The following is a 21,734-nucleotide window of genomic DNA, read 5'->3' on the forward strand; positions in this document are numbered from 1 at the left end:
GGGCGGCGGGGGCGGCCTGTCGGATCGTCCAAGGCGGGGCGGCGGGGGGCGGGGGCACACTGGCGGGATGGCGGAACTGCGGGTGCCGGCCCTGGTGCTGGCGGCGGGCGGCGGGTCGCGGCTCGGCGGGCGGCCGAAGGCGCTGCTGTCCTACCGGGGGCGGACGCTGCTGGAGCACGCGCTGGCGGTGGCGGCGGAGGGCGGCTGCGACGGCGCGGTCGCGGTGCTGGGCGCGGGGGCCGGGGAGGTGCGGGCCCGGGTGGACACCGGCGGCTGTCGACTCGTCGACAATCCCGACTGGCGCACCGGGATGGCCTCCTCGCTGCTCGCGGGCCTGGCCGCGCTGCCGCCGGGGGCGACGGCCGCGCTGGTCCTGCTGGTGGACACGCCGGGCGTCACCGCGGCGGCGGTGCGCCGGCTGCTGGCCGTGCACGCGGGGCCCGCGGACCTCGCCTCCGGCGCCTACGCCGGGCGCCGGGCGCACCCGGTGCTGATCGGCGCCGCGCACTTCCCGGCCCTGCGCACCACCGCCACCGGCGACGCGGGGGCCCGGGCGCTGCTGGCGTCCCGCCCGGTGGCCCTGGTCGACTGCACGGACGCGGCCGTCCCGGACGACCTCGACACCCCGGCGGACCTGGTCCGCTGGGGCATCGGCTGACGCCCCGCCACCCCCGCCGGTGCCCGTCCGCCCCGGGGGCCACGGCGGTCGCGCGCGCCCCCGGCGCGTGACCGCCCGCGCACCTTTTCCCCACCTCAACTCCGCTGGAGGAATACCTCATTCCGTACCGGTCGGGGCGCCGATCGGCCAGGATGGAGACTCATCCCTCCCCCCGATCCCCCTCCCCCGATCCCCTCCCACCCCGATCCGAACGGACGGTGACCGCCATGCCGCTGCCCGAGGACGCCGCCGGCGCCACCGACGAGAGGGGCCCGAACGGGTTTCCCCCCGGTTCGCCGTCGGGAGCGAGCCAGTTGCGCTGCCCGGCCTGCCGGGCCGAGCGCCGGTACGAGCCGCCGAGCCTGCCGTGCCCGTGCGGGGCGCAGCTGCGGGTGCCGCTGCTGCGCGGCGGGGTTCCGGTGCAGGTGCGGTTCCGGTCCTGGGAGGACTCCTGGCTGAACATGCGCTGCCCGCACTGCGGGCGCAGCGACCAGTGGCCGCAGCCGGAGTTCACCTGCGACTGCGGGGCGACCGTCCGGCTGCCGGTGGACCGGGCGCCGCGCCCGCAGGCCACCGGGCCGCGCTCGGTCCGCCCCGCGGAGAGCGCCCGCCCGTACACCACCGCCGTCCCGCCGGCCGTCCCGGCCCCGGTGGCGGACCCGCCGGCGGCCGGCTCGGGCCCGGCCCGCGCGCTGCGCCCGCCGTTCCGCCCGCAGCCGGTGCGCACCCCGCAGGACGCGGTGCTGACGGCGGCCCGCTACCTGCAGTGGCTGGGCTTCGCCGACCTGGAGCCGGCGCCCGGCCCGGAGCGGGACTCCACCACCCTGCTGGGCGGGCGGATCGTGGCCCGGGTGGACACCTGGACCGAGCCCGCCGACGTCAAGGCGGTGGAGTGCCTGTGGCTGGAAACCCTCCACGGCGAGGACGTCGCGGCGGCCATGTTCACCGTCTCCGGCTACTCCCGGCAGACCGTGGTCCGCGGCGAGCAGCTGCTGGTAGCCCTGTTCACGCTGGACGCGGCGGGCATCCCGCAGCCGTCGAACGGCGCCGCCGAGGCCCTGATGGAGACCGGCTGGACGTCCTGAGGCCCCGCCGCGGCACGCCACCGTCCGGATCGGGCCGTTCCGGATTTCCTCGCGCTCGTGATCTGGTGCACAAGCTCCGGCGCGTGTTGAATTGCCGCCACGGCGCGGGCGCTTGGGGAGGCCGGCGGGTCGTTGCATGGCGCGCACAAGGAGGTGGCGTTGTCGGTGCACGGGACTGCCCCGGGGGGCATGGCGGACGTCGTCTGGCGGCTGAGGTCGCGCGGCTGCTGGCAGGAGGCGGCCGACCTGCTGCGCCCGCAGGCCGGGCGGGACCCGGCCGCGGCGCTCCAGCGGGCGGAGCTGCTGATCGAGCAGTGCCTGTTCACCGCGGACCACTGGGAGCGGGCGGAGGACGCGCTGCGCCAGGCGGAGGCGTCGGTCGCGGGCATCGAGGCGCGGGCGGCGGCCTCCTGCGCCCGGGGGTTCCTGGCGTACGTGGCGAGCGTGCTGGGCCGCCGGGACCGGCTGGACGAGGCGCAGGCGGCGCTCGGGCGGACGTCGGCGCTGCTGGCGCCGCGGGCGGCGGGGCGTCCGCTGCTGGACTTCCGGCGCGGGCTGGTCGCGGAGAACCTGCTGCACGACCCGGCGGCGGCGCACAGCGCGTACGCCCGGGCGCACGAGGGGGCCCGGGAACGCGGGGACGAGCTGCTGCGCTCCTCGACCTGGCGGCACCTGGCGGGCCTGGCCCGGGCGGCGGGCGACCGGGAGCGGGCTCGGGCCGGGTTCGCGGCCTCGCTGCGGCTGCGCGAGCAGCTGGGTTTCACGGTGGGGGTGGCGCCGGCGCTGGCCTCGCTGGCGGAGGTGTCGGAGCCGGCCGAGGCGGAGCGGCTGCGGGCGGAGGCGGCCCGGCTGGTGCAGGCGCTCGGCGGGGTGCCGGTGTGGCTGGCGAGGCGGCTGGCCCAGGTCCCGGCGCAGCCCGGTCCCCCGGACGGCGGCGCACCGCGCGACCTGCGGCGCGGCATCAGCTAAGGTGAGCCTTACCTGTCCGGGGCGAGCAGTGGCCCGGGCAGGTCCACCTCGCCGTGCCCGGGCCCGCTCCCGGGAGCACCACCCAGGGAGCCCGCGTGACCACGTACCAGGTCGAGCAGACCCCCACCGCCACCGCCACCGCCTCCGCCGCGCCCGCCGCCCGCGACGCCCTCCCCTGCCGGGGGAGCTGGCTGCGGCTGGGCCAGGTCTTCCCCGACCTGCGCATCCACCACGCCGCCCCGCGCACCGGCCCCGGCTGGACCACCGCCGCGGCGCTGGCCGGGGACGCGGCGGCGCTGGAGGCGATGGTCGCCTTGGACGAGCGCCTCGGCCTCGACCTGTACGGCGCGCCGACCCGGCCGGACGTCACCGCCGGGTTCAGCCTGCACCGCTACGCCTGGCCGGTCGCGCTGGCCTTCACGCTGCCCTGGCTGCTGGAGCGCCGGGTGCCGGTGCTGCCGCCGTCGCGGGTCTCGATCAACCGGACCACCGGGGAGCTGACCGCCCGTCCGGCCGGTTTCCACTGCCTGCCCGACGACCCGGCCGCCGGCCGCGCCGACGCGCTGGTCGTGCCGGACCGCCGGGCGCTCGACGCCGCCCTGCGCACCGCGCTCGCCGAGCACTTCGCGCCCGTCCTGGACTCCTTCCGCCCCCTGGTCCGGCGCGGCCCGCGCACCCTGTGGGGGCTGGTGACCGACGACGTGGTGGACGGCCTCTGGTACGTGGCGGGCCTGCTGGGCGAGGAGCCGCGGGCGGTGGCGGCACTGGAGGCGCTGCTGACCGGCGACGCCGCCGCGGCCCCGTTCGTGGGCACGCCGGGCTTCCGCGCCGAGGGCGGCGGGCGGGCCCGGACCAGGGTCAGCTGCTGCCTGTACTACACCGTCCGGCCGACCGAACTCTGCGTCAGCTGCCCGCGCGCCAAATAGGTCTGACCATCATTCATTTCCGGGGATAACCCTGGGGAAATTCCCCCCTATCGGGGTAATGGCCCCGATCCCGCCTCGATCGCCGAATTTCTCCGCCATGATGGTCCCCGCCATCACGACCCGGAAAGCGAGGCTGGATCAGGTCATGAGACTGTCGGACATACCGCTGGGCTGGGCCGTCGCCGGTACGGCCGCCCTGGTGGCCGCCGTCGCCCTGCTGGCCTTCGCCCGCAGCCGCACCGGCTCCGCCACCACCGCGGGCAGCGGGCCGGACTCCTCCTGGGAGCGGGCCGAGGAGCGCCGCCGCCGCACCGAGTCCCTCTACGGCGGCGCCTCCTACCTGCTGCTCTTCTGCTGCGCCGCGGTCGCCGCCGCGCTCTCCTTCCACGGGCTGGTCGGCTTCGGCGTCCAGAACCTGGGCCTGTCCGGCGGCTGGGAGTACCTGGTCCCGTTCGGCCTGGACGGCGCGGCGATGTTCTGCTCGGTGCTCGCCGTCCGCGAGGCCAGCCACGGCGACGCCGCGCTCGGCTCCCGCCTGCTGGTGTGGCTGTTCGCCGCCGCGTCCGCCTGGTTCAACTGGGTGCACGCCCCGCGCGGCCTCGGCCACGACGGCGCCCCGCAGTTCTTCGCCGGAATGTCGCTCTCGGCGGCCGTCCTGTTCGACCGCGCACTGAAGCAGACCCGGGTCGCCGCCCTCCGCGAGCAGGGCCTGGTGCCCCGTCCGCTGCCGCAGATCCGGGTGGTCCGCTGGCTGCGCGCCCCGCGCGAGACCTACGCCGCCTGGTCGCTGATGCTGCTGGAGGGCGTGCGCACCCTGGACGAGGCGGTCGAGGAGGTCCGCGACGACAAGCGGACGGCGGCCGAGGACCGCGAGCGCCGCAGGCTGGCCTCCCGCCGGGAGCGGGCCGAGATCCGGGCGATCGGCCGCCAGCCGGGCGCCGGCTGGCGCCACCGCACCGCCCGCCAGCTCGAACCCGCCACGGCCCCCGCGCCGTCCGCCCCGACGGAGCCCGCCATAGCGCCCGCCGGCCTCCCCGCCACCCCGGCGGCGCACCGCAGCATCGACCTCACCCCGGAGGAGGACACCGTGACCCTGCCGCGGCTCGACTCGCTGGAGCAGAAGCTCAAGGACCTGGAGCAGCAGTTCGGGTGAGGGCGCCCGTCGCGCCCGTCGCACCCGTCGACAGCTGACGCCCCCGAGGCCCGTCAGCTGCTGAGTTCGAACCACATCCGCTTGCCGGTGCCCCGGGGCTCCACGCCCCAGGTGTCGGCGAGCGCCTCGACCAGCATCAGGCCGCGGCCGGAGGACGCCTGCTCGCCGGGGGTGCGGCGGGTCGGCCAGAGGTCGGACTCGTCCTCGACCTCGACCCGCAGCCGGGCCCGGCCGTGCTCCTGGTAGAGGCGGGCGGTGAACATCGCGTCGCGGTCGGTGTGCCGGATCGCGTTGGTGACGAGTTCGGAGGAGAGCAGCTCGGCGGTGTCGATCAGGTCGGGCACGCCCCAGCGCCGCAGCGCGTCCCGGAGTTCGCCGCGCAGTTCGGCGATCCGGGCCAGGTCGGCCTGGCCGATCCGGCGGCGCAGCTGCTGCGCGGCGCGCCCGCCCGCGGGGCCGTCCCAGCGCAGCAGGAGCAGGGCGATGTCGTCCTCGCGCTCGCTGCCGTCGGCGGCCTGGGAGGCGATCCGGTCGGCGAGTTCCTCCAGCGGTTCGCGGGGTGACTCGTCGATGCCGGGGAGCTCGCCGGAGACGGTCTCGCAGAGCCGGGCGAAACCGGTGTCGAGGTCCATGTCGCGGGCCTCGACCAGCCCGTCGGTGCAGAGCACGACCGTCTCGCCGGGGTCGAGGCTGAACCGGGTGACCCGGTACTCCTCGTCGGGGTCGACGCCCAGCGGCAGGCCGCCGGCGACCGGGACGGGGTGCGCGGTGCCGTCGGCGCGGCGCACCACCGGGTCGAGGTGCCCGGCCCGGACGGCGTAGACCACGCCGTAGTCGACGTTGACCTCGGCGTAGGTGCAGGTGGCGAAGTGGTCGGTGTCGAGGTCGGCGAGGAAGCGGGAGGCGCGGGCCATCACCGCGGCGGGCGGGTGGCCCTCGGCGGCGTAGGCGCGCAGCGCGATCCGCAGCTGGCCCATGATGCCGGCGGCGTGCACGTCGTGGCCCTGGACGTCGCCGATGACCAGGCCGACGTGCCCGCCGGGGAGCGGGACGACGTCGTACCAGTCGCCGCCGATCTGGAGGCCGGAGCCGGCCGCGAGGTAGCGGACGGCGGTGCTGACGCCGGGGACGGCGGGGACGGTGCGGGGCAGCATGACGCGCTGGAGGCCGGCGGCGAGTTCGTGCTCGGCGTCGTGCAGGCGGGCCCGGGCCAGCGACTGGGCGACCAGGCCGCCCAGGGTGGAGAGCAGGGTCCGCTCGTCGGCGTCGAGTTCGCGGTCGTCGTCGAAGGAGACCACGCAGATGCCGGTGGGGCGGCCGCTGGCGATCAGCGGCAGGAAGGCCCAGGAGGAGCGGCCGCTCCGCTCGGCCCAGTCCCAGGCTTCGGGGTAGCGCTCGCGGTACTCCTCGCGGCTGGAGACGAAGACCGGGGCGCGCTGCCGGACCGCCTCGGCGGCGGGGTGGGTGGGGGCCAGCGGGACGCGGTCGAACCGGGTGCTGAGGCCGCTCTGGTAACCGGTGGAGCCGAGCAGCGCGATCCGTCCGGCCTCCAGGGAGGCCAGCGCGAGGCCGTCGGGGCCCAGGCCCGGCAGCGGCAGTTCGGTGAAGACCCGGGCGACGTCCCGGACGGTGACGGCGTCGGAGAGCGCCCGGGCGGCCTCCTTGATGAACCGGGAGCGCTGCTCGCGCAGCACGGCCAGTTCGTCGGCGCGCTCGCGCTTGTGCAGTTCGACGGTGGCGTCCCAGACGAAGCCGACCATCCGGGACGGGCGGCCGAAGGCGTCGGCGAGCACCCGGCCGCGGAAGCGCACGGCGTGCAGTTCGCCGTCGGGGAAGACGGTGCGGTAATAGGCGCCGCACTGGCCGAGTTCGGCGACGGCGCGCTCGACCCGGCGGCGCACCACGGGCGCGTCCTCGGGGTGCAGCAGGGCCAGGAAGGAGGCGGCGGTGCGGTCGAAGGGCTGCCCGACCAGGCCGAGGATCGCGCAGGCGCGCTGGTCGCCGACCAGCGCGTCGCGGCGGATGTCCCAGTCGAACGAACCGATGCCGTTGGCGGCCATCGCCGGTTCCAGCCACTCGGGGCTGGAGTCGCCGGTGCGGGTCGGCAGGCCGCGCCCGGAGGACGGCACGGGGCGGCCGACGGACGGGCCGGGGGCGGTGCGCAGCGGGTTCGCGGGGGTCTCGTTCCTGGTGGCCTGGGCGGGCGGGGTGCGGCGGGCGGGCCCAGGCGCCTCGGGCTCTGTGGCCATGCTTCTCCTGCCGGTGTGCCTTGCCCGGCGGCCGCGGGGGAACCCGTGTCCCCTGCCGGGCCGGCCGGGCCGCGATGATGGTGCGTGCCTCCTGGCACACATTCTCACTACCCTCTCGTATGTTCGGCAAGGCGGCAATGCCGCTGGGCCGAACGGTACGGGTCGCACACGATCACGTCCGGCGCGTTCACCCGCGGCCCCGTCCGCGCGGCGCTCAGGGCGGGGCCGCGCGGTGCTCCGGGTGGTCTCCGGCGGCGGGCCGGAAGGACCGGTTCAGGCCGCGGACAGTTCGAACCAGGTGGTCTTCCCGTCCGCCCGCAGCTGCACGCCCCAGTCGTCCGCCAGCGCCTCCACCAGCAGCAGGCCGCGCCCCGAGGTGGCCGTCTCGGAGGCCGCGCGGCGGTTGGGCACCCGGCCGCCGGCGCCGTCCTGCACCTCGACCCGCAGCCGGGCGGCGTCGGTCAGCACCGCGTCGAACACCGCGCCCCGGCCGGTGTGCACCAGCGCGTTGGCGACCAGCTCGGAGGCGAGCAGCTCCGCGGTGTCGGCGAGCTCCGCGGGGACGCCCCAGCGCTCCAGCGCGGCCCGCAGCCGGCGGCGGACCGCGCCGACCGCCGGCAGGTCCGCCGCGTCCAGCGCGGCGTGCAGCCTGCGGTGCAGCGCGCACCCGGGCAGGTGCGCCGCCGGCGCCTCCGGTACCGGCCCCCGGCGCTCGGCCCCCTCCCGCCACGACGCCGACCGCTGCCGCGGGAACCTCGCCTGACCGTCCATCGACCTCGTACGCCCCCCGCCGTGGCTCCGCACCGCGCCGCCCCCGCTCCCCCGGCGGTCCGGCAGCCGCTCCTCGCCTCTCCTCATGCCCACTCCGCACCCGGAAAACCCCTCGGGCCGCCCGGGTGCCGCGGTGCGCCGTCCTCCCGGTCCGTGCGCCGGGTCCTTCCCACCCGTGTGCCCGGGGTGTCGGCGGTGCTAAGTTTGAACGACGTTCTAACATCTGTACCGGCTCCTCCCCGCCGCCCCGGCACCCCCACCACTCCCGCGACCCCCGCAAAGCGAGGCACCGTGCGACTGACCCCCACCGAACGGGACCGGCTGCTGATCTTCACCGCGGCCGAACTGGCCCGCGCCCGCCGGGCGCGGGGCGTGCGGTTGAACGTCCCCGAGGCGACGGCGCTGATCGCGGACGCGGTCTGCGAGGCGGCCCGCGACGGCCGGCGGCTCGCCGAGGCGATCGAGGCCGGCCGCAGCGTGCTGAGCGCCGCGGACGTGCTGCCGGGCGTCGCGGACGTGGTGACGGTGGTGCAGGTGGAGGCGGTGTTCGAGGACGGCACCCGGCTCGCGGTGGTCACCGACCCGTTCCGCGGGGCGGGCTCGCTGGGCGAGGACGCGCCGGGCGCGGCGCTGCCCGGCGCCGGGGCCGGGTACGACCCGGTCGAGGAGTCGCTGCTGCTGCCGGTGCACAACACCGCCGCGGTGCCGATCTCGGTGACCTCGCACTTCCACTTCTTCGAGTCCAACCCGCGGCTGGCCTTCGACCGGGCCGCCGCGTACGGCACCCGCCTCGCGGTGCCGGCCGGCTCCTCGGTGCGCTTCGACCCGGGCGCCACCGTCGAGGTCGGCCTGGTGCCGATCGGCGGGGCCCGGGTGGCGATCGGGTTCGCCGGACTGGTGGACGGACCGCTGGACGCGCCGGGCGCGAAGGAGGCGGCGCTCGCGAAGGCCCGGGCCACGGGCTACCTGACGGAGTTCGACGACGCCGGGCTGGACGACGCCGGTTTCGACCGCACCGGTCCCGGCGACGCCGAGCCCGCCCGGTGACCCCCTCGACCAGCCGGAAGGACCCCGCATGAGCGCCATCACCCCGCACGACTACATCGCGGTGCACGGCCCGCGCGCGGGCGACCGGGTCCGGCTCGGCGACTCGGGGCTGATCGTCCGGGTCGAGTCGGACTCGCAGGCCCCGGGCGACGAGTTCCTGGCCGGGTTCGGCAAGACCGCCCGGGACGGGCTGCACCTGAAGCCGGCCGCCGTCCGGGAGACCTGCGACGTGGTGGTCTCCAACGTGCTGGTGATCGACGCGGTGCAGGGCATCCGGAAGACCTCGATCGGCATCCGGGCCGGCCGGATCACCGGGATCGGCCGGGCCGGCAACCCGGACACCCTGGACGGGGTGGAGGTGGTGGTCGGCACCGGCACCACCATCGTCTCGGGCGAGGGCCTGATCGCCACCGCCGGCGCGATCGACACCCACGTCCACCTGCTCTCCCCGCGCATCATGGAGGCGTCGCTGGCCTCCGGCGTGACCACGATCATCGGGCAGGAGTTCGGCCCGGTCTGGGGCGTGGGCGTCAACTCGCCCTGGGCGCTGCGGCACGCGTTCAACGCCTTCGACGCCTGGCCGGTCAACATCGGCTTCCTGGGCCGGGGTTCGTCCTCCGACCCGGCCCCGCTGGTGGAGGCGCTGGCCGAGGGCGGCGCCTCCGGCTTCAAGGTGCACGAGGACATGGGCGCGCACACCCGGGCGCTGGACACCGCGCTGCGGGTCGCCGAGGAGTACGACGTCCAGGTCGCCCTGCACACCGACGGGTTGAACGAGTGCCTGTCGGTGGAGGACACCCTCGCGGTGCTGGAGGGCCGGACCATCCACGCCTTCCACATCGAGGGCTGCGGCGGCGGCCACGTGCCGAACGTGCTGAAGATGGCGGGCGTGGAGAACGTCATCGGCTCCTCCACCAACCCCACCCTCCCGTTCGGCCGGGACGCGCTGGGCGAGCACTACGACATGATCGTCTCCGCCCACGACCTCAAGCCCGACCTGCCCGGCGACGCCGCGATGGCCCGGGACCGCATCCGGGCCGGCACCATGGGCGCCGAGGACGTGCTGCACGACCTGGGCGTCATCGGCATCACCTCCTCCGACGCCCAGGGCATGGGCCGGGCCGGCGAGACGGTGCGCCGCACCTTCGCGATGGCCGGGAAGATGAAGGCCGAACTCGGCCCGCTGGACGGCACCGGCTCGTACGGGACGGCCGAGAGCGGCGACGACAACGAGCGGGTGCTGCGCTACATCGCCAAGCTGACCGTCAACCCGGCCATCGCGCACGGCCTCTCGCACGAGGTCGGGTCGATCGAGGTCGGCAAGCTGGCCGACCTGGTGCTGTGGCGCCCCGACCACTTCGGCGCCAAGCCGCAGCTCGTCCTGAAGGCCGGCTTCCCCGCGTACGGCGTGGTCGGCGACCCGAACGCCTCCACCGACCGCTGCGAACCCCTGGTGCTGGGGCCGCAGTTCGGCGCGCACGGGGCCACCGCCGCGGACCTCTCGGTGGCGTTCGTCGCCCGGGCCGCCGCCGACTCCGCCTACCTGGACGTGGCCGGCGACCAACTGCCCACCCGCAGGCGGCGGGTGGGCGTGCGCGGGACGCGCGGCATCGGGCCGCGCTCGATGCTGCGCAACGGCCGGCTCGGCCGGGTCGACGTCTCCGCGACCGGACTGGTCTCGCTGGACGGCGAGCCGCTGCGCTCGGCGCCCGCCGACTCGGTCTCGCTCAGCCGCCTTTACTTCCTCTGAACACCCCTCCCCCACCTAGGAATCCACCCTCATGACCGACTCCCCCACCCCCACCCCGGCCGAGCTCGGCTTCCGGATGCCCGCCGAGTGGCACCCGCACCAGCGCACCTGGATGGCCTTCCCCACCGCCAACCCGACCTTCGACGGCGCCGAGCAGCTCGACGCGGCCCGCCGCGCCTGGGCCGAGGTCGCCAACACGATCGTCCGGTACGAGCCGGTCACCCTGGTGGTGAACACCGGCGAGGCCGAGGCCGCCCGCCCCTACCTCGCCGCCGAGGTGGAGATCGTCGAACGGCCGCTGAACGACGCCTGGATGCGCGACACCGGCCCGTCCTTCCTGATCGACGGGAACGGCGAAACGGCCGCCGCCGACTGGGTGTTCAACGGCTGGGGCGCGCAGTCCTGGGCCCGCTGGGACAAGGACCAGGACGTCGCCGAGCACGTCACCGACCTGACCGGCGTGCGGCGCTTCGCCTCCCGGCTGGTCAACGAGGGCGGCGGCATCCACGTCGACGGCGAGGGCACCGTCCTGGTCACCGACACCGTGCAGCTCGGCGAGGGCCGCAACGCCGACTGGACCCGCGAGCAGGTCGAGGCCGAGCTGCACGCCCACCTGGGCACCAGCAGGGCGATCTGGCTGCCGCGCGGACTGACCCGCGACTACGACGAGTTCGGCACCCGCGGCCACATCGACATCGTCGCCGCCTTCGTCCGCCCCGGCACCGTGGTCGTCCACTCCCAGCCCGACCCGGCCCACCCCGACCACGCCGTCTGCCGGGAGCTCGCCGACCTGCTGCGCACCGCCACCGACGCCCGGGGCCGCACCCTGGAGGTGATCGAACTCCCGGCACCCACCGTGCTGTGGGACGAGGACGGCGAGCCGGTCGACTACTCGTACGTCAACCACTACGTGGCCAACGGCGTGGTCGTGCTGTGCGCGTTCGACGACCCGCGCGACGAGCAGGCCAAGGCGATCCTGGAGAAGGCGTACCCGGGCCGCACCGTCGAACTGGTCGACGCCCGCGAGATCTTCGCCAACGGCGGCGGCATTCACTGCATCACGCAGCAGCAGCCCCGGGCCTGACCTGTCTTGACCCGCAACGGCCGGGGGCCGGAACTGCCCTTCCCGTAAGGGGAGTTCCGGCCCCCGGCCGTTGTCCGTTCCCCTCGGCCCGTCGGCCCGTCGGCCCGCCAGTCCGTCAGCCCGCCGTCAGGGCAGCGGCGGGTCGAACACGCCCCACTCCTCCTCCCGGCGGCGCTCGCGCCGGCGGCGTTCGGCCATCGCGGCGACGGCGTCGGTCAGGAAGGCGTCCCAGCAGTCCCGTTCCAGGACGGGGGCGCGGCCGGTCCCAGCTGTACAGCGCGGACACTCCCGGCACGGCCGGTAGCGGTGGTCCGGACTGCCCGGCTGCGACCCGGCCTGCGACTGGTCGGCGGTCACGGCTCCTCCTCGATCTGGGCCCAGATGACGGTCTCTCCGTCGGCGGTGACCGATCCCCAGCGGTCGGCGGTGCGCAGGGCCCGGAGCAGTTCTCCCCAGGTCAGGGCGTCGCCGGGTGGACAGGGAATGCTGATCCTGGTGCTGCCGACGGCGCATCGCACGTCCGCCGGTGCGCCCGAGGCCCGTTCGATAGCCGTCCGCAGGTCGGACGCGCGCGTGCTGATCTGCACCACTCCCCCAGAGTACACATAGGGCAAAGCTCTACACGTAGAGTAGTGCCACCCGGGATACTGTGTCACCGATCGGCTGGACCACACACCTTTCGGAGGATGTTCCATGACCGGCAGCGGGCCCTCCGCTTATCTCCAGGTCGCCGGGCAGTCAACTCCCGTCGCTGGCCGACCTGCGGGCCCAGTACGGCTTCTCGCACGGCGTCGGCCAGTCCGCCTACCGGCTGCTGGAGCAGGAAGGCGTGGTGCTCGCCAAACAGGGGCGCGGCTACTTCGTCCGGGACCAGGAGCCGCCCCGTCCGCTGGTCCGCCTCGCCGGTACCACCGGACCGGACACCACCGGCCTCGCCGAACAGGGCGTCACCCCCTCCTGGCGCAGCCAGTCCACCACCGAGGCGGCCAGCCCGCAGATCGCCGAACGCCTCGGCATCGCACCCGAGGACCCGGTGATGCACACCTCGTACGTCTACCTGGTCGACGGCGAGCCCGGGTACCTCGCCGAGTCCTGGGAGCCGATGGCCGTCACCGGCCAGGCCCTGATCGTGCTGCCCGAAGCCGGGCCGTACTCCGGGATCGGCATCGCCGCGCGGATGGCCCGCATCGGCATCGAGGTCGGCGAACCCGTCGAACAGGTCAGCGCCCGCAATCTCACCCGCGCCGAGGCCCAGGCCCTCGCGCTGCTGCCCGGCGTGCCCGCCCTCGCCATCCGCCGCACCCACTACGACCAGGCCACCGGCCGTCCCGTCGAGACCGCCGACCTCGTCCTGCCCGGCGAACGCTGGGCCACCCGGTACGGCCGCCCGCCCGGCGCCTGACCCCCGGCCGCGGGCGGGCGCCCACCGGAGAGGACACCCGCCCGCGGGAAGCGGTGGGACGGACCCGTGGACCCCGAGAACCCGGACGGCCCGACCGCCGGACTCCTGCGCCCGGCCCCGGCCTCGACCCCGCCCGGGCCGCCGCCCCGCTCCGCCGCGCCCACCGCGCCGGACCCGCCAACGGCCGCCGGGAGACCACCGAGAGCCCCGGGCACGGCGGCTGGTGAACCCCGCGCGCACCCGTGCGGGAGACTTCCCCTGCGGGAGACTTCCCGTACGGGGGGCTTCCGCACCAGGAGCTTTCCGGGCGGGAGGCCCCGGGACGGGCGCTTCGCCGTCCCGGAGGTCCCCCGTCCCGGGACCTCCCGCCCCGGAGCGGCCCCCGACCAGCGACACACCGAGGAGTACGGATGGCGCAGCCGCGCACCCGCCGCCCGGCGCGCCCCCGCGCAGAGGTCTACGCCGCCGCCCGCGCCGCGATCGCCGAACACGGCCTGGCCCGGCTCACCATGGCCGGCCTCGGCGAACAGCTCGGCATGAGCGCCGGACACCTCCTCTACTACTTCGGCAGCAAGGACCAGCTCCTGCTGGAGACCCTCCGCTGGAGCGAGGCCCAGCTCGGCGAGCGCCGCGACCGCGCCCTCGCCCGCCGCGAGGACCCCGTCCTCGAACGGCTCGACCGCTACCTGGAGCTGTACCTCCCGGAGGGCCCCGGCGACCCCCGGTGGATCCTGTGGATCGAGGTGTGGAGCCGCTCCCCCGGCACGGCGGAGCTCCGCCAGGGCCAGCTCGACATCGAGACCCCCTGGCAGGACGACCTCACCGCCCTGCTCGCCGAGGGCCGCGACACCGGACTCCTCCCCGCCCCCGGCACCACCCCCGCCCGCGCGGCCCAACTGCGCGCCCTGCTCGACGGCCTCGCCGTCCCGCTCGCCATCGGCCTGCCCGCCACCACCCGCGACGGGGCCCTCGCCCAGGCCAGGTCCGCGGCGCACGCCCTGCTGGGGCTGCCCGCCTAGGGCGGCTTCGGACCCCCGGCACCGGGCTGCGGTCCGGTCGCTCCGTCCAGACCGTCCGGACCGGCCGCTCCATCTGCTCCGGCCGGTCCGTCCACTCCGGTCCGGCTACTCCGTCCAGACCGCGGCCGCGGTGCGGTCGTCCGCGTGGCCCTTGGCGCGGACCTGGATCTGGCGCAGGAAGTCGACGGTGCCCGGCGGGTGCGGGTGCGCCCAGTGGTTGGAGAGGAAGTGGGCGACGGCCGGCTCCTCGGCGATCGGCGCGGCCAGGCCCGGCGTGCACAGGAGCAGGATGTCGCCGGAGGTGGCCGGGACCAGGCGGAAGCGGAACGGCCGGGGCGCGGGCGGCGCGGCCGGCGGGAGCGGCGGCTGCCCGTCGGGGTGGTGCAGCAGCCGCGCGGCGTAGGCGTCGATCCAGTGTCCGGAGCGCAGCAGGTAGAGCCCGCCGGGGCCGGTGCCGAACGCGGCGCGGTGGGTCGCGGCCGGGTCCGCCGACATCAGCAGGCAGTGCAGCGAGGCGGTCTCCTCCGGCGGCAGCCCGGACGTCCCGTCGCCCTCCCCGTGCTGCGCGGCCTCGTGCGCCGCCTCGTGGGCGGCCGTCTCCGCGGCGCTGCGCAGCTGCACCACGGCCTGGAGGGCGATCCGCTGGAGGCCGTAACGCAGGCGGTCGCGGGCGCCGGCCCGCAGGTCGGCGGCGAGTTCGGCCCGGCTGCGGCCGATCGCGGCGGCCAGCTGCCGGGCCGCCTCGTCCGCCGCGACGGACCCCCACTGGGCGTTGGCCCGGCGGGCGGGCGCGGCCAGCACGGTGAGCACCAGCGCCTCCTCGCCCTCGCCGAACCGGACGGTGAGCAGGGCGTCGGTGCGCGGCTCGCCCCGGTAGCGGGCCGAGTCGCCGCGGATGGACACCGCCCGCAGCGTGGTGCCCGCGAACCGGGCCCCGTCGACGGCCGTGTCGGGCACCACCGTGGCCAGTCCCGCCGGATCGGCGGCGGGCAGGTTGGTCGGCTCGGGCGCGTACGTCGGGGGCCGCTCCCCCACGTGCGGCACCGCCGGCGCCTGCGGACGCCCCAGCCAGGGCGCGGACGCGGCCCGCTCCGGCGACGGGGGCTCCGCGACGGACGAGGGCTGCGCGACGACGGTCGGCCCGGGGCGGGGGGTGGGAGCGGGGGCAGGAGCGGGTTCCGGTGCCGGGACGGGCTCGGGCGCGGCCTGGGGGTCCGGCTCGGGCTCGGGCTTGGGCTCGGGTCGGGCGACCGGCTCCGCTACCAGCTGCGTCCCCGCTTCCGCCTCCGTTCCGGCGGCCGGCAGGTCCGTCGGGGTCGACGTCGGCGCCGGGACGGGTTCCGGCATCGGCGCCGGGGCGGGCTCGGGCGCCGGGGCGGGCTCGGGCGCCGGGGCGGGCTCGGGTGCCGGGGCGGGCTCGGGCGCGGCCTGGGGTTCCGGCTGCCGCTCGGGCGCGGGTCGCGGGGCCGGTTCCGCTGCCGGCTTCGTCCCCGCTTCCGCCTCCGTTCCGGGGGTCGGCAGGTCCGTCAGGGTCGGTGTCGGCGCGGGGGCGGCCGGTTCCTTCGAAAGGTCGGGCCAGGCGGCCTCGGCCCAACTGCGCGGCGGCGGACCGGGCTGCGCCTCGACCGCCGTCTCCGCCGCCTCCCCGGCCGCACGCTCCGGCGCCTGGGCCGGTGCCTGGGCCGGTGCCTGCGCCCGTGCCGGGACCTGCGCCTGCGCCTGCGCCTGCGCCTGCGCCTGCGCCTGCGCGGATGTCGGGGACGGTGCAGGTTCCGGCTCCCGCACCGGTCCCCCGGCCGAGGCGTCCTCCTCCGGGCGGCGTTGCGGGGCGATCAGTCCGGCGGCGGTGGTGAACCAGTCGTCGACGGTACCGGTGCCGGCGTCCGCGGCGGGGGTGTCGGGGAGGGTGCCGGCGGGGCCCGCGTAGACGGTGTGCCACCAGGCGTCGTCGGGACGGGGCTGCCGGGGCGGGCCCTGCTCGTTCAACTGACCGCTCCTGATCCGTGAGGGGGGCCGGACGTCAGGCCATTCTCGCGAAGTGCGACGACGGTGTCCGGGATTCGGAAGATCGCGCGGACGTCCGGGTAGGGGTTCCGGCCACAGGTGGCGCGGGTGGGCGGGGTACCGGGGCGGGTGGGCCCCAGCAGGGCCTTCGGGGGCGGGGCCGTGGGGCGTTCGGCCGGAAAATGAGAGCCCAAGGGGGGCATCACTTCACCCGATCGGCTGATTAATATGTGCGCATGACCGCGCCAGGATCTCGTACCCGCCCCGGAGGAGCCGCATGCGCGGTGCTCCGTCCGGCGGCGGTGCTGTGGTCCCTGCTGCTGGCCGCGCTGCTCGCGCTGCTGCCGTGCGCGGCGACCGCCGCGACCGCGCGGCCGCTGAGTTCCCCGTCGGCCGGGCCGGAGGCGCACGGCGCGTCCGCGCGGCCGGGGGCGGTGCCCGTCGCGGGCCCGTCCGCCGGGGCGGTCCGGACGGCGGCCACGGCGGTGTCGCACCACCTTCCGCCCGCGCCGGACCCGGCGGAGACGGCGGCAGCGGAGACGGCGGCGGAGGCCCCCGGGGCGACGTTCATCCTGTGCACCGCGGAGAACCCGGGCCCGGTGCCCGGTCACGGCTGTTCCAGCCACCCCTTCTGCGGTCCGGAGTCGCACCTGCCGAACGCGCCGCCGGAGCCCGGCACGGCCGTCCGGCCCCGGCTGGTCGCCCCGCCGGTGACGCCCGCCGCCTCGGCCGACGGCACGCCGACGGGGGCGCACCACGCACCCGACCTGCACGCCCTGCAGGTTCACCGGTCCTGAGCGGAACCCACCGCCGACCGCCGCCCCGCCGCGCGGGGGAGGTCGGCGGCTCCGCTGCCCCCACCCCACCGCAGACCGCCGTGCTCGCCACGGCGGGGACAAGGAAGACACCCATGGGTTCCGCCTCGAAGCAGTCCAACCCCACCGGCAAGCAGCCCAAGCCGGGCAGCAAGTCCGCCCAGCAGGCCGACCGCCGGGCCCGGATCGCCGAGCTGCGCGCCGTCGAGCAGCGCCGCGAGCGCCGCAACAAGCTCCTCACCATCGGCATCTCGTCCGCCCTGGTGCTCGCCATGATCGGCGGCGGCACCTGGCTGGCGCTGGACGCCAAGGACAAGAACGACAAGAAGAAGGCCGCCGCCGCGGCCGCCGCCGACGCCGCGCAGAAGGCCAAGGACGACGCCGCGAAGGCCGACATCCCGGGCCTCCAGACCTTCGGCAAGTTCACCCAGAACCACGTCCAGACCGAGGTGAAGTACCCGCAGACCCCGCCGGTCGGCGGCGACCACAACCCGGTCTGGCAGACCTGCATGGGCAACGTCTACGACAAGCCGGTCAAGAACGAGAACGCGGTGCACTCGCTGGAGCACGGCGCGGTCTGGGTCACCTACAACGGCAAGGCCACCGCCGAGGACATCAAGGCGCTCAGCGACAAGGTCAAGGCCACCCCGTACAGCCTGATGAGCCCGTACCCGGACGAGCAGGGCACCATCACGCTGACCGCGTGGAGCAACCAGCTGATCGTGGACTCCGCCAGCGACCCGCGGATCGACACCTTCTTCGCCAAGTTCGTGCAGGGCCCGCAGACCCTGGAGCAGGGCGCCAGCTGCAGCTCGGGGGCGATGTGACCGCCGCCCGCACCGGCGAGGGGCCGGAACCGGACGACGACGAGGCGTACGAGGCACCCGAGGCGTCCGCCGGGTACGAGTACGGGCCGCAGCGGCCGGCCGCCCGTCGCGGCCGGCGGGCGTTCTGGTGGCCCGCCGCGCTGGCCGCCGTGGTCGCGCTGGGGCTCGGCGTCCCGGCGCTGGTCTCCGGCAGCACCCCGGCGTCCGGCAGTTCGGCGACCGCCTCGACGGCCCCGGCCGCGCCGGGCACCGACTCGGCGGAGGCCGGGTTCGCCCGCGACATGGCGATGCACCACCAGCAGGCCATCGACATGTCGTTCATCGTCCGGGACCGCACCCAGGACGAGGCGGTGCGCGGCCTCGCGTTCGACATCATCAACACCCAGGCCAACCAGCGCGGCATGCTGATGGGCTTCCTCGACCAGTGGGGCCTCTCGCAGAACAGCAACGCCAAGCCGATGACCTGGATGGGGCACACCTACGAGGCGCACGACGGCTCGCTGATGCCCGGCATGGCGACCAACACCGAACTGGACAAGCTCCGTTCGCTCAGCGGCCGGGACGCCGAGGTGTTCTACCTGCAGCTGATGATCAAGCACCACCGGGCGGGCGCGGAGATGGCCCAGGCGTACGTGGACGCGGGGACCAACGCCCCGGAGAAGCGACTCGCCCAGGGCATGGTCGACGCGCAGCACGCCGAGATCCAGCTGATGACCGACATGCTCACCGAGCGCGGCGCCCAGCCCGCTCCCTGACGCCACGACGTGACGCCACCGCAGCGCGGCGCACCGCGTCAACGCCACCACGCCGCGCCGGAGGGCGCCGCCCGGGATTCCCGGGCGGCGCCCTCAGGCGTTCTCCCCGCCACCCCTCGATCTCGTTGCCCTTCACCCCCCCTTCCCCCCCCTCGCCCCTCCCCTCCCCTTCCCGCTCAGTCCCGCTCAGTCCTGGCAGAGTCGGACCGCCAGCGCGGCGACCGCCGCGAGCAGCGGCAGGACGATCCGGCCGCCCGCCGCCGTCCCGGCCCGGTGGACGGCCAGGACATCGCCACCTTGCCGCCCCTCCCCCTTCCCCTGCACCGCCTCCGTTCCCTCCCTGGTCAGGGCACTGTTCCGGCCGGTCGACGGGTGGACTCCCGCCGGCGCGCGGGTGGCCGGACGCTACGCTGTCCGCCATGTCCTCGCAGCCCCAGCCCGTCCCGCAGCCGCCCGGACCCGTGGACGCGGGCGCCGACGCGCTCGCCGGGGCCCAGCAGCTCACCGACGTGATCACCCGCCTGCGCCGGGCACTGCGGAGCTCGATCAGATCCGAGTTCCCCTGGGAGGCGCTGCCGATGGCCCAGGTCGAACTCCTCCAGACCCTCGCCGCCTCCCCCCTGCGGGTCGGCGAACTGGCGGCCCGCCAACGCCTCGCCCCGAACACCGTCAGCGGCCTCGTCTCCAAGCTCCTGGAGGCCGGCCTGGTCGACCGCCAACCCGACCCGGGCGACCGCCGCACCGCCCGGATCGCCCTCACCGAAGCCGGCCACCAGCAACTGCGCGACTGGCAGAGCGCCCACGAACGCCGCCTCGCCACCGCCCTCGAAAGCCTCGCCCCCACCGACCGCGAAGCCGTCATGCGCGCCCTCCCCGGCCTCGACCGCCTCGCCCACTCCCTCGCGGGCACCGACCCGGCGCGGTGAGGCCCGGCTCGGCGACCCGGCGCGGCGACACCGCCGCGCACGAGGCGTACCGGCGGCTCGCCGCCCCGGCCGGGCCGAACGGCACCGAGGTGGACGAGGGGTGACGGAGGGTCAGAACAGCCGGTCGCCGCTCTCGTGGGCCAGTAGCCAGCGCTTGGCGTCGATGCCCGCGGCGAAGCCGGTGAGGCTGCCGTTGGCGCCCATCACGCGGTGGCAGGGGCGGACGATCAGCAGCGGGTTGGCACCGACCGCGCCGCCGACGGCGCGCACCGCGCGCGGGGACTGGCCCGCGACGTCGGCGAGTTGGCCGTAGGTGAGGGTGGTGCCGTACGGGATGTCGTTCAGGGCGTCCCAGATCCGCTGCCGGAAGGGGGTGCCGACGGGGGCCAGCGGCAGGTCGAAGGAGGTGCGCGCGCCGGCGAAGTAGGCGGTGAGCTGGTCGACGGCCGGGGCGAGGGCGTCGGCGTCGGGCCGCCAGTGGGCGGCGGGTGCGGCGAGCGCGCCCTTCTGGCCGGGGGCGGTGACGGTGGACAGCGCGCAGCCGCCGTCGGGGCCGAGGACGCCGCTGAGCAGCAGGGTCCCGAGCGGGCTCTCCATGGTGGTGAACACGGTGGCGGGCGCGGGGGTGAGAGCGGGCGCGGGCGCGGGGGCGGGGGCGGGTACGGCGGTGGGTTCGGTGGTCATGACTGGTCCTCGGGGGTCTCGCGGGTCGCGCGGGTACGGGGGTTGGCGGCGTGGCGTTCGGCCGCGGCCGACCACAGGTGGTGCAGGGCGTAGGAGCGCCAGGGCGCCCAGCGGGCGGAGCGTTCGGCGGCGGCGCGCGGGTCGCCCGCCGCGTCGAGGGCGCGCAGGCCGTCGCGGACGCCGATGTCGGTGGGGAGGAACACGTCCGGGTCGGCGAGGGCGCGCATCCGCAGGTAGCCGACCGTCCACGGGCCGATGCCGGGCAGCGCGAGCAGTTCGGCGGCGGCCTGCTCGCGGTCGACGCCCGGGTCGAGCCGGACCGTGCCGTCGGCGAGCGCCGCGCACAGGCCGAGCAGGGCCCGGCGCCGGGCGGCCGGCATCGCCAGGTGCTCCGGGTCGGCGGCGGCCAGCGCCGCGGCGGTCGGGAACAGCAGGCGCAGCCCGCCGTCGGCGGTCGGCAGCGGGGTGCCGTACCGCTCGGCGAGCCGCCCGGCCAGGGTGCGGGCGGCGGCCACCGTGACCTGCTGGCCGAGCACGGCCCGGACGGCGAGCTCGTGCGGGTCGACGTGGCCGGGCGAGCGCAGCCCGGGCCGGGCGGCGGCCAGCGGGGCCAGCAGCGGGTCGGCGGCGAGCCGGGTGTCCACCGCCTCCGGGTCGGCGTCCAGGTCGAACAGGGCGCGCAGCCGGTGCACGGCCGTGGTCAGGTCGCGCAGGTCGGTGAGGGTCAGCCGGCAGTCCAGCCAGCCCCGGTCCGGCCGGTCGCCGGGGGCGAGCCCGTCCACCTCGGCCAGGCCGTGCCCGTACGGGAGGGCCAGGGTGCGCCGGTAGCTGCGGGTGCCGGGGCGCGGGCCCGGGACGACCTCCTCGACGCCCGGGACGGCCCGCAGGCCGAGGAAGTCGAGCAGGTGGCCGGTGTCGATCGCGCCCCGGTAGGCCAGCCGCAGGCCGAGCGTGCCGCCCGCGGCCGGGGTGCGGCGGTGGCCGCCGTGCTCGGTGCGCAGCGTGGACGGGGTGCGGTCGTACACCTCGCGGATGGTGTCGTTGAACTGCCGGACGGAGGCGAACCCGGCCGCGAACGCCACGTCGGTGACCGGCAGTTCGGTGGTCTGCAGGAGGAGGCGGGCGGTCTGCGCGCGCTGCGCCCGGGCCAGCGCGAGCGGGCCCGCGCCGAGCTCGGCGGTCAGCTGCCGCTGGAGCTGCCGGGAGCTGTAGCCGAGCCGGGACGCCAGCCCGGCGACGCCCTCCCGGTCGACCACGCCGTCCCCGATCAGCCGCACGGCGCGGCCGACCAGGTCGGCCCGGTGGTTCCACTCGGGCGAGCCGGGCACCGAGTCCGGCCGGCAGCGCCGGCAGGCCCGGTAGCCCGCGCCCTGGGCGGCGGCCGCGGTCGGGTAGAAGGTGCAGTTGGTGCGCTTGGGGGTGGTGGCCGGGCAGCTCGGACGGCAGTAGATGCCGGTGGTCCGTACCGCCGTGAAGAACACTCCGTCGAAGCGGGCGTCCCGGCTGTCCACGGCCCGGTACCTGGTCTCGTCGTCGATCACGCCTTCCAGTCTGCGCGATCGCCGGAGCGCCGACTGGCGGGAATCGGACATCACCGTGGGCGGCCCCGG

22 protein-coding genes and 1 pseudogene are annotated in these 21,734 nt (G+C 76.4%); 15 read left to right on the forward strand and 8 right to left on the reverse strand.

Annotation, left to right across the window (positions count from 1 at the left end):
• The first annotated feature begins 67 nt into the window (after window positions 1–67).
• From K353_RS17135 to K353_RS17155, 5 genes are all read left to right on the forward strand, one after another.
• Window positions 68–658 carry an NTP transferase domain-containing protein gene (locus K353_RS17135; protein WP_111554451.1) on the forward strand — a complete coding sequence of 197 codons (591 nt, stop codon included), beginning with the start codon at window positions 68–70 and terminating at the stop codon, window positions 656–658.
• Between the two features lie 227 nt (window positions 659–885).
• Window positions 886–1,743 carry a hypothetical protein gene (locus K353_RS17140; protein WP_233533635.1) on the forward strand — a complete coding sequence of 286 codons (858 nt, stop codon included), beginning with the start codon at window positions 886–888 and terminating at the stop codon, window positions 1,741–1,743.
• Window positions 1,744–1,932: 189 nt separating this feature from the next.
• Window positions 1,933–2,712, forward strand: a complete 780-nt coding sequence (locus tag K353_RS17145) for a hypothetical protein (RefSeq protein WP_146616488.1) — start codon at window positions 1,933–1,935, stop codon at window positions 2,710–2,712.
• A 95-nt stretch (window positions 2,713–2,807) separates the two neighbouring features.
• Window positions 2,808–3,638, forward strand: coding sequence for a (2Fe-2S)-binding protein (locus tag K353_RS17150; RefSeq protein WP_111554453.1), 831 nt, complete (start codon window positions 2,808–2,810; stop codon window positions 3,636–3,638).
• Between the two features lie 145 nt (window positions 3,639–3,783).
• Entirely contained in the window at window positions 3,784–4,791 is a 1,008-nt protein-coding gene (locus K353_RS17155; protein WP_111554454.1) for a DUF2637 domain-containing protein, read from the forward strand.
• Between the two features lie 53 nt (window positions 4,792–4,844).
• Here K353_RS17155 and K353_RS17160 read toward each other — a convergent pair whose 3' ends face one another.
• Window positions 4,845–7,040: a SpoIIE family protein phosphatase gene (locus tag K353_RS17160; RefSeq protein ID WP_158585422.1), complete on the reverse strand. Its 2,196-nt coding sequence runs from the start codon at window positions 7,038–7,040 to the stop codon at window positions 4,845–4,847.
• A gap of 273 nt (window positions 7,041–7,313) precedes the next feature.
• Window positions 7,314–7,811 (reverse strand): ATP-binding protein, encoded by a 498-nt coding sequence (locus K353_RS17165; protein ID WP_199528130.1) that lies wholly within the window; start codon window positions 7,809–7,811, stop codon window positions 7,314–7,316.
• A gap of 291 nt (window positions 7,812–8,102) precedes the next feature.
• Here K353_RS17165 and ureA point away from each other — a divergent pair, with 291 nt between their 5' ends.
• From ureA to K353_RS17180, 3 genes are read left to right on the forward strand one after another with little or no spacing between them, the layout of a single operon-like run.
• Complete coding sequence (gene ureA, locus K353_RS17170; protein ID WP_199528131.1) at window positions 8,103–8,858, forward strand: urease subunit gamma; 756 nt, start codon at window positions 8,103–8,105, stop codon at window positions 8,856–8,858.
• A 28-nt stretch (window positions 8,859–8,886) separates the two neighbouring features.
• A complete protein-coding gene (locus K353_RS17175; RefSeq protein WP_111554457.1) occupies window positions 8,887–10,608 on the forward strand; it encodes an urease subunit alpha in 1,722 nt (573 codons plus the stop codon).
• A 31-nt stretch (window positions 10,609–10,639) separates the two neighbouring features.
• Window positions 10,640–11,692: an agmatine/peptidylarginine deiminase gene (locus K353_RS17180; protein WP_111554458.1), complete on the forward strand. Its 1,053-nt coding sequence runs from the start codon at window positions 10,640–10,642 to the stop codon at window positions 11,690–11,692.
• Window positions 11,693–11,818: 126 nt separating this feature from the next.
• Here the strand turns inward: K353_RS17180 and K353_RS17185 are convergent, their stop codons facing one another.
• Together K353_RS17185 and K353_RS17190 are read right to left on the reverse strand one after the other, a co-directional pair.
• The gene (locus K353_RS17185; protein ID WP_111554459.1) at window positions 11,819–12,049 is read right to left on the reverse strand and encodes a hypothetical protein; all 231 of its coding nucleotides are present in this window, start codon (window positions 12,047–12,049) and stop codon (window positions 11,819–11,821) included.
• Window positions 12,046–12,282: a hypothetical protein gene (locus K353_RS17190; RefSeq protein WP_146616489.1), complete on the reverse strand. Its 237-nt coding sequence runs from the start codon at window positions 12,280–12,282 to the stop codon at window positions 12,046–12,048. Before K353_RS17190 ends, K353_RS17185 begins: the two co-directional genes overlap by 4 nt.
• A 170-nt stretch (window positions 12,283–12,452) precedes the next feature.
• Here K353_RS17190 and K353_RS37195 point away from each other — a divergent pair.
• From K353_RS37195 to K353_RS17200, 3 genes and pseudogenes are all read left to right on the forward strand, one after another.
• Window positions 12,453–12,497: pseudogene (locus K353_RS37195) on the forward strand (hypothetical protein); the annotation flags it as partial.
• A gap of 27 nt (window positions 12,498–12,524) precedes the next feature.
• Entirely contained in the window at window positions 12,525–13,094 is a 570-nt protein-coding gene (locus K353_RS17195; RefSeq protein ID WP_233533636.1) for a GntR family transcriptional regulator, read from the forward strand.
• Between the two features lie 410 nt (window positions 13,095–13,504).
• The gene (locus K353_RS17200) at window positions 13,505–14,113 is read left to right on the forward strand and encodes a TetR/AcrR family transcriptional regulator (RefSeq protein WP_111554462.1); all 609 of its coding nucleotides are present in this window, start codon (window positions 13,505–13,507) and stop codon (window positions 14,111–14,113) included.
• Window positions 14,114–14,218: 105 nt separating this feature from the next.
• Here the strand turns inward: K353_RS17200 and K353_RS17210 are convergent, their stop codons facing one another.
• Window positions 14,219–16,099 (reverse strand): hypothetical protein, encoded by a 1,881-nt coding sequence (locus K353_RS17210; RefSeq protein WP_111554463.1) that lies wholly within the window; start codon window positions 16,097–16,099, stop codon window positions 14,219–14,221.
• Window positions 16,100–16,401: 302 nt separating this feature from the next.
• Between K353_RS17210 and K353_RS17215 the strand changes: the two genes are divergently transcribed.
• From K353_RS17215 to K353_RS17225, 3 genes are all read left to right on the forward strand, one after another.
• Window positions 16,402–16,914, forward strand: a complete 513-nt coding sequence (locus K353_RS17215; protein ID WP_111554464.1) for a hypothetical protein — start codon at window positions 16,402–16,404, stop codon at window positions 16,912–16,914.
• Window positions 16,915–17,027: 113 nt separating this feature from the next.
• Window positions 17,028–17,759 carry a DUF3105 domain-containing protein gene (locus K353_RS17220; protein ID WP_111554465.1) on the forward strand — a complete coding sequence of 244 codons (732 nt, stop codon included), beginning with the start codon at window positions 17,028–17,030 and terminating at the stop codon, window positions 17,757–17,759.
• A 140-nt stretch (window positions 17,760–17,899) separates the two neighbouring features.
• Window positions 17,900–18,514, forward strand: a complete 615-nt coding sequence (locus tag K353_RS17225; RefSeq protein ID WP_100838404.1) for a DUF305 domain-containing protein — start codon at window positions 17,900–17,902, stop codon at window positions 18,512–18,514.
• A gap of 186 nt (window positions 18,515–18,700) precedes the next feature.
• Here the strand turns inward: K353_RS17225 and K353_RS34390 are convergent, their stop codons facing one another.
• The gene (locus K353_RS34390) at window positions 18,701–18,838 is read right to left on the reverse strand and encodes a hypothetical protein (RefSeq protein ID WP_158585423.1); all 138 of its coding nucleotides are present in this window, start codon (window positions 18,836–18,838) and stop codon (window positions 18,701–18,703) included.
• Window positions 18,839–18,933: 95 nt separating this feature from the next.
• Between K353_RS34390 and K353_RS17230 the strand changes: the two genes are divergently transcribed.
• A complete protein-coding gene (locus K353_RS17230; RefSeq protein ID WP_111554467.1) occupies window positions 18,934–19,440 on the forward strand; it encodes a MarR family winged helix-turn-helix transcriptional regulator in 507 nt (168 codons plus the stop codon).
• A gap of 111 nt (window positions 19,441–19,551) precedes the next feature.
• Here the strand turns inward: K353_RS17230 and K353_RS17235 are convergent, their stop codons facing one another.
• Window positions 19,552–20,124, reverse strand: coding sequence for a methylated-DNA--[protein]-cysteine S-methyltransferase (locus K353_RS17235; protein ID WP_111554468.1), 573 nt, complete (start codon window positions 20,122–20,124; stop codon window positions 19,552–19,554).
• A complete protein-coding gene (locus K353_RS17240; protein WP_111554469.1) occupies window positions 20,121–21,716 on the reverse strand; it encodes a DNA-3-methyladenine glycosylase 2 family protein in 1,596 nt (531 codons plus the stop codon). The genes K353_RS17235 and K353_RS17240 overlap by 4 nt, the downstream gene beginning before the upstream one ends.
• Window positions 21,717–21,734: the final 18 nt, after the last annotated feature.

This window comes from Kitasatospora sp. SolWspMP-SS2h (assembly GCF_003259315.1).
In the GTDB taxonomy this organism is placed as follows: domain Bacteria; phylum Actinomycetota; class Actinomycetes; order Streptomycetales; family Streptomycetaceae; genus Kitasatospora; species Kitasatospora fiedleri.

Bases quoted from the DNA above. Each gene is read 5' to 3' on its own strand.
- K353_RS17135 (WP_111554451.1), top strand. From the start codon at position 68: ATGGCGGAACTGCGGGTGCCGGCCCTGGTGCTGGCGGCGGGCGGCGGG.
- K353_RS17140 (WP_233533635.1), top strand. From the start codon at position 886: ATGCCGCTGCCCGAGGACGCCGCCGGCGCCACCGACGAGAGGGGCCCG.
- K353_RS17145 (WP_146616488.1), top strand. From the start codon at position 1,933: ATGGCGGACGTCGTCTGGCGGCTGAGGTCGCGCGGCTGCTGGCAGGAG.
- K353_RS17155 (WP_111554454.1), top strand. From the start codon at position 3,784: ATGAGACTGTCGGACATACCGCTGGGCTGGGCCGTCGCCGGTACGGCC.
- K353_RS17160 (WP_158585422.1), bottom strand. From the start codon at position 7,040: ATGGCCACAGAGCCCGAGGCGCCTGGGCCCGCCCGCCGCACCCCGCCC.
- K353_RS17165 (WP_199528130.1), bottom strand. From the start codon at position 7,811: ATGGACGGTCAGGCGAGGTTCCCGCGGCAGCGGTCGGCGTCGTGGCGG.
- K353_RS17175 (WP_111554457.1), top strand. From the start codon at position 8,887: ATGAGCGCCATCACCCCGCACGACTACATCGCGGTGCACGGCCCGCGC.
- K353_RS17180 (WP_111554458.1), top strand. From the start codon at position 10,640: ATGACCGACTCCCCCACCCCCACCCCGGCCGAGCTCGGCTTCCGGATG.
- K353_RS17200 (WP_111554462.1), top strand. From the start codon at position 13,505: ATGGCGCAGCCGCGCACCCGCCGCCCGGCGCGCCCCCGCGCAGAGGTC.
- K353_RS17220 (WP_111554465.1), top strand. From the start codon at position 17,028: ATGGGTTCCGCCTCGAAGCAGTCCAACCCCACCGGCAAGCAGCCCAAG.
- K353_RS17230 (WP_111554467.1), top strand. From the start codon at position 18,934: ATGTCCTCGCAGCCCCAGCCCGTCCCGCAGCCGCCCGGACCCGTGGAC.
- K353_RS17235 (WP_111554468.1), bottom strand. From the start codon at position 20,124: ATGACCACCGAACCCACCGCCGTACCCGCCCCCGCCCCCGCGCCCGCG.
- K353_RS17240 (WP_111554469.1), bottom strand. From the start codon at position 21,716: ATGTCCGATTCCCGCCAGTCGGCGCTCCGGCGATCGCGCAGACTGGAA.